General features: G+C 53.2%; 11 protein-coding genes. 4 read left to right on the forward strand and 7 right to left on the reverse strand.

Going from position 1 to position 7,375, the window contains the following annotated elements:
* The 6 genes from OKC30_RS21560 to relB all read right to left on the reverse strand — a co-directional run.
* On the reverse strand, positions 1–121 hold a 121-nt coding region (locus OKC30_RS21560), incomplete at its 3' end, for a CcdB family protein (protein WP_442865842.1).
* Positions 121–360, reverse strand: coding sequence for a type II toxin-antitoxin system CcdA family antitoxin (locus tag OKC30_RS18960; RefSeq protein WP_160839559.1), 240 nt, complete (start codon positions 358–360; stop codon positions 121–123). The genes OKC30_RS21560 and OKC30_RS18960, both read right to left, overlap by 1 nt.
* A 56-nt stretch (positions 361–416) precedes the next feature.
* Entirely contained in the window at positions 417–686 is a 270-nt protein-coding gene (locus OKC30_RS18965) for a hypothetical protein (protein ID WP_134997957.1), read from the reverse strand.
* 225 nt (positions 687–911) lie between these two features.
* Positions 912–1,592, reverse strand: a complete 681-nt coding sequence (locus tag OKC30_RS18970; RefSeq protein ID WP_270809749.1) for a hypothetical protein — start codon at positions 1,590–1,592, stop codon at positions 912–914.
* A gap of 747 nt (positions 1,593–2,339) precedes the next feature.
* Positions 2,340–2,591 carry a type II toxin-antitoxin system RelE family toxin gene (locus tag OKC30_RS18975; RefSeq protein ID WP_259589269.1) on the reverse strand — a complete coding sequence of 84 codons (252 nt, stop codon included), beginning with the start codon at positions 2,589–2,591 and terminating at the stop codon, positions 2,340–2,342.
* Positions 2,575–2,799 carry a type II toxin-antitoxin system RelB family antitoxin gene (gene relB / locus OKC30_RS18980; protein ID WP_259589267.1) on the reverse strand — a complete coding sequence of 75 codons (225 nt, stop codon included), beginning with the start codon at positions 2,797–2,799 and terminating at the stop codon, positions 2,575–2,577. Before relB ends, OKC30_RS18975 begins: the two co-directional genes overlap by 17 nt.
* 1,107 nt (positions 2,800–3,906) lie before the next feature.
* Between relB and OKC30_RS18985 the strand changes: the two genes are divergently transcribed.
* The 4 genes from OKC30_RS18985 to OKC30_RS19000 are packed head-to-tail and all read left to right on the forward strand — an operon-like array spanning position 3,907 to position 5,883.
* Positions 3,907–4,140 (forward strand): hypothetical protein, encoded by a 234-nt coding sequence (locus OKC30_RS18985; protein WP_005325931.1) that lies wholly within the window; start codon positions 3,907–3,909, stop codon positions 4,138–4,140.
* A 41-nt stretch (positions 4,141–4,181) separates the two neighbouring features.
* Positions 4,182–5,021, forward strand: coding sequence for a site-specific integrase (locus OKC30_RS18990; protein WP_270666668.1), 840 nt, complete (start codon positions 4,182–4,184; stop codon positions 5,019–5,021).
* On the forward strand, positions 5,018–5,584 hold the full coding sequence (locus tag OKC30_RS18995) for a hypothetical protein (protein ID WP_005325942.1): 567 nt from the start codon (positions 5,018–5,020) through the stop codon (positions 5,582–5,584). Before OKC30_RS18990 ends, OKC30_RS18995 begins: the two co-directional genes overlap by 4 nt.
* Positions 5,585–5,640: 56 nt before the next feature.
* The gene (locus tag OKC30_RS19000; protein ID WP_005325944.1) at positions 5,641–5,883 is read left to right on the forward strand and encodes a hypothetical protein; all 243 of its coding nucleotides are present in this window, start codon (positions 5,641–5,643) and stop codon (positions 5,881–5,883) included.
* A gap of 837 nt (positions 5,884–6,720) precedes the next feature.
* Here the strand turns inward: OKC30_RS19000 and OKC30_RS19005 are convergent.
* Positions 6,721–6,918, reverse strand: a complete 198-nt coding sequence (locus tag OKC30_RS19005; protein ID WP_041207168.1) for a plasmid partition protein ParG — start codon at positions 6,916–6,918, stop codon at positions 6,721–6,723.
* Positions 6,919–7,375: the final 457 nt, after the last annotated feature.

Raw genomic sequence — 7,375 nt, forward strand, 5'->3', positions numbered from 1 at the left:
CCAGCGGGAACAGTGGGATCACCATCCTGGTGGCCAGCTCGCCAATGATGTCGCTTTGCACATCCAGCAAATAGGGGTAAGCGCGGGCATTGCCCTTGTTGCGGTAGATAGTGAACTGCATCAAAACGCCCTGTAATCGTCGGAGAGCAGGCCGTGCTCCTCGGTGATGCGGTTCAGCGTCTGTATGGCTGCACTGTTCTCACGCTTCCAGCGTTCTGCTTCTGAGCCGCTGATTTCATTCTGTAGCGCGGTTGCAAGGGTGGCTGACAGGTTGATCCCCGCCGCTCTGGCTCGTTCCAACAAGCAGGGCTCCAGCGTGACGCTGACCGTTCTCTTGCTGCGCATTGCTGCTGCGACCATGATGACCTCCAATTAAGCACGTGTCGTGACACGTGCCAACATTAACACATCCCTATTCAAGATCCCAACAAGCGTCTCGGAGCAACCTCAAACCCGGCGGCATCGATCTCAAAGCGGACCACGCCGATGTCCTGCAAATAGGCCTGCAAGGTATCGAGCTTACGAAAGACCCGGAGTTGTTTGCTGCGCTGGGCGGCCAGGGCACGTTCGGCCAGACCGTAGCGCACCAGCAGCGTCCAGCCGCCAGGTTGTCCGACGGCGACCACGACACGAACGGCACCGGCCGCCACCAGTTGTACCAGGGTGGGATGGGTAATGGTTTCCATGGGGGAGATTCCGAGGCAAGGGATAGTGCGGCGCAGGATGGGAGATGACGCCTCGCAAAACAAGCCATCTTGCAGGATGACAGGCAGCAAAAATGGCGTCCGATTTAACGTAACGCCCCCTTATGCGCAGTGTGAATGTAAACGATTAGTAGTTTTAAAAGGGGGCGGTAACCATTGATTACTCACCCCAACATTAAAATTAAAAAGCACACCAGAGATGATATATTAGAGTGATTTCATATTTTCTTTTATGGCTTTATGTTTTTTTTCTTCAGCAGACTTTACAACGTTGGTGTAAATTCTAACTTTGCCAAAATTTATTTTATTTAAAACACCATTAAACTCTACATTAACATCATCTACTTTCCATGTTGCATTAACTGATTTAACTTTTACTCCAGCTAAAGTTTGGACCTCAACCTCTTCTTTAAATGTTGGCTTGCCATATTTACTTATAAGTGATGCGTATACTTCAGCTACCGCCTCATGGCCTGGAGTTTCAATTGTAACCAGCTCAACCAAGCCATTAACTAACGAAACCCCAATGTCTACCGCCCAATAAGGAGTTGCTTGGTATGGGAATTTAGCCCAAACACGATCATTCATTACAGGCAAGCAATCATCGGGTGCCTGGCGTTCAATGATCAACTTTTCATAACAAGCGGGGTTTTTCGTAAAAGGAGAGCGTAGTACGTAGTCGGTATAACCAGCGTCATGCATTCGCTGGTCTTTCTCGCATTCAGGTAAATCCAACGGTTGGCCAAGCGAAATTCCAAAAACCTTGTGCATGTCATTTACTTGGTTTGCAACACCTGTAGGCGTATAGCATATACCCTTAGGAGGAGGAGTCGTAGCACAACCGGATGTAAGACCAAGAACAATAAAACCTAAAAGACATTTTTTCATTTTAAAATCCAACATTTTATCATGTGTATATTTCACTGCGAAGATTGATTGTAACAACTAAAGCGAGAAAGTTGTTATGCTTGCCGTCACACATCACCTGATTCCCCTCAGTTAGATCAAGCTGCCGCGGTTCAGAAACTGCTGCCACACAAGCAGTTGAGATTGGCATGACGCCCGCTTTACCTGACAAACCACTTAAAATATCAATGCACCAAAGCCAGCAACAGCAATACATATTACGCGCAAACAGAAGTTTTTCGATTAAAGCAGCGCCAACTACCAAACATATCGATATACATGTATATCAATATGTGCAACTACGCAGAACAAGCCAACACACATTCAACATTTGAGCTAATCCATTGCCGCCATCTCCCTACAACTGATAGGGATGGGTTAGGGTTACAACGACTGTGCAATAGCTCGTGCCATCAACCCCTATCAAATGAGATAATAAACATAACAAAAAAAAGGAGAGTGATACATGAAAAATAATATCTTAAAATTGGTCGTTGTGTTTTTTATTTTTTTTGAACCAAAATTTGGCGTCGCAATTGACATCAACGCAAGCATTAACACATACGTTAATATCAAACCCTAGTTTCCCACCCCCACCGATTGGGCTATTAGTTGGTCTTTTACTAATACATAATAGCCCAAATTAATGGCGCACTAGAAAACCCGGGCTGTAATATGGCATGAACAAATCGTACTTTGAGCGTTAAAAAACACATATAGATATAAATATCATTTGCAGCCGCTAACCATAACAGCAACTACAATCAAACAATTATTTTTTAGCTCATATATTAAACGACTATCACCAGTTCGATAACGCAAGCAAATACGCATATTACCGGTTAATGTCTTACCAACACACTTTGGATCTTCCAGCAACATAAGCCGCCGTAGAGACTTGGTTATCCGCTGGGCTTGAGCCTTATCCAAGCTCGCCAACTGTTTAGCCGCCGTGTCAGTTAATTCAACTTTCCAGGCCAAGGTCGCGCTCCACGTCATCTAGTGAAAACAGGTGCTCTTCGCCCTTGCGTACCCTTTCCATTACCCGGTCGGCCAGATAGTAATCCTCTAGGTCTTCCAAGTACGTCAAGATGGCCTCTCGCGCATAGTAGGTCTTAGTTCTCCCTGTCTCTTTCGCCAAGTGCGCCAAACGATCTTCAATATCTGAAGGCAAACGTATCGCTAACATAATCAACCCCTAACACCACTGAAATACACGTATATCATATCCTGATAAGCCACCGCTGCAATCATGGCAATTGCAGCTCCGAGTCGATTTTAGCGATGCGCATAACGCCCATTATGTTCAATTGGCATTTTCACTAGGGAAAACACCCAGCCCGACAGCTCCCCCACGCCAAGCCCGCAAAAACCACCTTCGGTCCGGCCCGTTCTGGCCAAATCGCGGCTGAAAGTTTGCGACGGTTTGAGGGGGTCGCATGCCCCCTCCGGTGAGCCGATCCGGTTTCAGCCCCAAACCACCATGAACCGCCCGTTTCCCCTGGTGATGAAGATGTCCGCCCAGGACATCAAGATCTCCCGGGCAGTTCCCCCTCGATGTCCTGGGCGGACATCAGGCCCTGTTGGCGTCCTGGCCGGACCGTCGACCCCGGTTCCTCCCATCGGCCCCAGACATCGAGCCCCATCGGTGTCCTGGCCGGACGCAAAGTGCGCCATCAACACCCCGATCCTCCGCCTATCTTGTCCGGAGGATCGCGTTCTTGAGCGCCATCATTTTTGTTTTTTGATTTTTCATTTTTAGCTTTTGATGGCACTGGCCAGCCCTACCCACGCCCTCGGCTGGATTTTCCCCTGTGCCTCTCCTTGCCCACGCTATGTACGACCCATAAATGGGCCGATACATAGCGTGGGCTCTAGCCTGTAGCTATTTCGCGCACATTTTTAAAAACATATTGAGCTCGCACATATTTTTTTCGTACTGTAGTGGTGCAAATGAGAACTGTCACACTCTGACGTGGCCCTGCTACACCGGATACAGGTAACCGATCCGAGACCAGCCAAAAACGGCTGTGTTCTGACCCCCGACAGCCAAAAATGGGAGACGCTCGCGCGTTCTGACGGAGACAGCCAAAACTCCCGTGTCATCTGCACGCAAACAGGATCGAAATAGGTTGAGAACAGTCCGAACCTTCCATACGACAGTTGGAGAACCGGGGCGATCGGCGGGGTAACCTGTCGCAACATTCTGTGGGGAAACAGGGTGTTGTCGTTCTAACGTGGAGACCTAAGTGAAGACCTAAGTGGAGACTTAAACTTAAATGGAGGCTTAACTTAAATGGATTTTGACCCCCTTGCCGAGCTGGCTATCCTGCGCCAGCAAACCGCCGAGATCCGCAAATCGCGGTACCCGCACTCCCGCCTCGATCGCCACCGCGCCGAGCTGCTCGCCATGCACCTGGGGGGGGCCAGCACCGCCGAGTTGCAACGCTGGCTGCGCAAGAACCGGATCAAGGTGGTCCACAGTACCGTGGCCCGCTGGCTCGCCAAACACACCGCACCTATCCACTGATGGCCACCTTTCGAGCGCCAGCGGCCCAAGCCGCCAAGATCATGCAGAAGTTGCAGGGTGGCGTGTTGCGTTCAGTCGGCACGGTCAGAAACTACGAGTCTGCGCTCACCCGCGTAGCCGAGTGGACAGCCGCAGAGAAGATCTCAGGCGGCCTGACCACCCTCACCCCTGCTCTGGCCGTGCAATATCTGGAGCAGCGCGGCCAGGATGTGGGGCAGAAGGCCCTCGACATGGAACGGCAAGCCATGCAGGCCATGATGCAGCATGTCACCGGCCAACTGCCCGCCGGTGAGCGCCTGCCCGTCATCCAGTCCGAACATGCCCAGGCGCTCAGCGGCCGGGCCTATACCCCCGAGCAGGCCCAGCGCATTGCCGCTGCCCAGTCCGAGCAACACGGGCTGGCGACCCTGATCGCCCACGCTGGCGGCCTGCGTGCCCACGAACTATTGGACCTGCGCCGTGGCGATGAACGAGCCCCCGACCCCCGCCCGGCCCTGGACAGCAAATGGCAGGGCCGGGACGGGGTGATCTACACCGTCCAGGGCAAAGGAGGGCTGGTGCGAGAGATTTTGGTGCCGCATGACCTGGCCGCCAGGCTGGAGGCCACCCGTCGCGATGAGCCAGTACGGATCACCGATAGGGGCATTTATTACCAGTCGCACTACGACATCGGCGGCGGCCAGCGCTGGAGCAACTCGGTCTCTGCCGCCAGCGAGCGGGTACTGGGCTGGTCTACCGGTGCCCATGGTCTGCGGCATACTTACGCCCAAGAACGGATGAACGAGTTGCAATACACCCTCAGTCGGGATCGAGCCCTCGAAACAGTGAGCCAGGAGATGGGGCATTTTCGGCCCGCGATCACGGAGACCTACCTACGATGAGACCCTATCTGTTTGGCCTGTTCGCCATCATTCTGTTCGGGCTGTGGTGGTACCTGGATACCCTGCTGGCGACACAAGGCTGGGCAACGATGGAGGGAGGCCAGTGGGGGCCGACCAGCACAGGCTGGAAGATCATCCCGGCCGCCTGGCCGCTGGCATTAGTCGGCGTGCTGGGCGGCGGCAGCCTCGCCTTGGTCCTAGTTTTCGTGGCATGGAACTACGTGGAGGACGAGGATCACAGCAAGGAGATTGCAGACCTTCAGAAAGAGTTGATGGCCGCCGAAATCCGCGCCACACAGGCGGACGCCATGGCCATCACCGAGGCTAAACGGCTCGTGCAGGCAGAGAAGCAGGAGGCTGCGCAGCTCAAGCAACAGGCAGTACGCGAGATGGAACGGAACAAACAGGTAGCAGCAGATCTGGCCGTCATGCAGCTGCAGGTCCAAACCCAGGCCATCGCAGCCCAGGCGGACGTGGAACAAGCAAACCGTAGGACACGCAATGCGACGGCTACCAGCCAGCGCAGAGCCAATAAGTTGGCAAAATTGAAGACGCAAAGCTAGAAACCATCATGCTAGTATCAAATCTAGATTTTGATTATTCAAAGGCGAAATTTGATATGGAAGAGCTGCAAGCGAAGTGGACGTTCGACCAAGGCGGGTTTGCCAAGGCCATGGTAGTGCCAACCCCGATGGGGGCCGGATACCATTTGCACCTGGTGAAGTTCGGCAAACAGAGCGAGACCATTGTCCTGGAACGACAACGCGGTGGCTGGCGGGTGTTCAAGAGCATCGACGCCGCCGCCAACACCGCCAACGGCATAGGCTTTCGGCGCATCGAGATAGACCTGTCCAGTCGTTGAGGGCCAGAACAAAGACCAACCCCACCCCGCTCCGTGGACAACGCCCCCGCCCACAGCCCGCAAGCGGTCTGCTGGACGGCCTCCGGTTCGGGCGTGTGCCCACCTCGCAACGAGATCCTCGCTCTAAAGGTTTAATCGCAGGAGGACGAGCCTATCTTTCGCTGCGCTTCAAGATAGGCTCGTCCTCCTGCGATTAACGTCAAAAATAACGTAGCTTCGCTGGATGATCCGCCTTGCTCAGGACTATCGAGACGACTGGCTGCCGCTCTCCCTCACGCGCTCCTGAGACACACCTCGCCTTGCTGCTCCTGCTTCAGTCCCCGCCTGTGGGCCGGACTGCCTCGCGTTTTTTAAGTGGTGCCGTGGGTGGCTACCCGTTCCACTGTTGCTAGAGCCCCACGGTTGCGAGCCATGGGCGGCTATGGTGCGCGTCGCACGCTGGGCAGTGTGTGAGGATTCCCCGTTCTGCCCGACCAACCACACCCTCACACGGCAACAAACTCATGCTTCCAATCCGTGCGGGTACGACAAAGCGCCAAAGGTGGTGGCCTTCGGTAACGGGCGTAAAGAGGGAATTAGCTTGAAAGATACGGTAGAGTGCCGCTAAACTTATTGGGCATTTGGGTAGCTGCTTCCCTCTACGGAGCCGTTACCTGGTACAAAGAGCGTCAACTCTGAGTACCTTCGAAAAACCACCTTGCCGGGTGGTTTTTTCGTTTCTGGCGCACAGAGTAGCGTTGATCAGACAGATCGATCAACGCTTTTTAGTGCGCGCTACTGCAAAAAAATGCTCATATTTTCAATACTATCCCGACAGGATAGTTGCATATCAATCACTCACGGCAGGGCTTCGATTAGGTCTGTCATGATGTCCTTGATGGACTTCCCCTGCGCGGCAGCATGCATTTTCAGCTTGGTATGCAGCGCCTCCGGCAGGTCGAAATTAACCCGCTTCATCTTCTCGGATCCTGCGATATCACCCATGGTCATTGCCCGTTTTTCGCTGCTGGGACGGCCAGCCTTCAACATACTCATTTACTCACACCCTCATTAACTCATTTGAGCAATGCCAATACTTCATCTGCCAAGCCCCGTATTTCCTGGGCTGCATTGCTATTAGGGGACGGTAGAGAAAACGGACAAAATCGTACGCTAAGCATGCGGCCTGTCAGGTTGAGGCCATAGAGTTTGACGTTTAGGCGTCAGATAATGCAGAAAGCGGCCCTAGTCTGACGCGATGCCAGTGAGCCGACTGACGCCCAGTTGAGGTATAGCCTAGATTGACATGCGCGATGCAACCCTTAACTTGCTTGCACCTATCGTTTCCATGCTAGCTTTATCGTAACGCTAAGGAAGGTCTGAAAAAGCCCATGTTTCGCGAAATCACCGCTCTGTAACCCGCATGGTTGCTGGGATGCATTTCTCGAGCGGGGGCTTTTTCAGACCTTCCTTAGCTTAGCGTACGATTTTTTCCGAATTCTGCGGTTCCCCC

This window comes from Aeromonas sp. QDB18, from assembly GCF_027705325.1.
Lineage (GTDB): Bacteria > Pseudomonadota > Gammaproteobacteria > Enterobacterales > Aeromonadaceae > Aeromonas > Aeromonas caviae.

Coding starts and splice junctions, on each gene's coding strand:
- OKC30_RS18960 (WP_160839559.1), bottom strand. CDS start 360: ATGGTCGCAGCAGCAATGCGCAGCAAGAGAACGGTCAGCGTCACGCTG.
- OKC30_RS18965 (WP_134997957.1), bottom strand. CDS start 686: ATGGAAACCATTACCCATCCCACCCTGGTACAACTGGTGGCGGCCGGT.
- OKC30_RS18970 (WP_270809749.1), bottom strand. CDS start 1,592: ATGAAAAAATGTCTTTTAGGTTTTATTGTTCTTGGTCTTACATCCGGT.
- relB (WP_259589267.1), bottom strand. CDS start 2,799: ATGTTAGCGATACGTTTGCCTTCAGATATTGAAGATCGTTTGGCGCAC.
- OKC30_RS18985 (WP_005325931.1), top strand. CDS start 3,907: ATGGATTTTGACCCCCTTGCCGAGCTGGCTATCCTGCGCCAGCAAACC.
- OKC30_RS18990 (WP_270666668.1), top strand. CDS start 4,182: ATGCAGAAGTTGCAGGGTGGCGTGTTGCGTTCAGTCGGCACGGTCAGA.
- OKC30_RS18995 (WP_005325942.1), top strand. CDS start 5,018: ATGAGACCCTATCTGTTTGGCCTGTTCGCCATCATTCTGTTCGGGCTG.
- OKC30_RS19000 (WP_005325944.1), top strand. CDS start 5,641: ATGGAAGAGCTGCAAGCGAAGTGGACGTTCGACCAAGGCGGGTTTGCC.
- OKC30_RS19005 (WP_041207168.1), bottom strand. CDS start 6,918: ATGAGTATGTTGAAGGCTGGCCGTCCCAGCAGCGAAAAACGGGCAATG.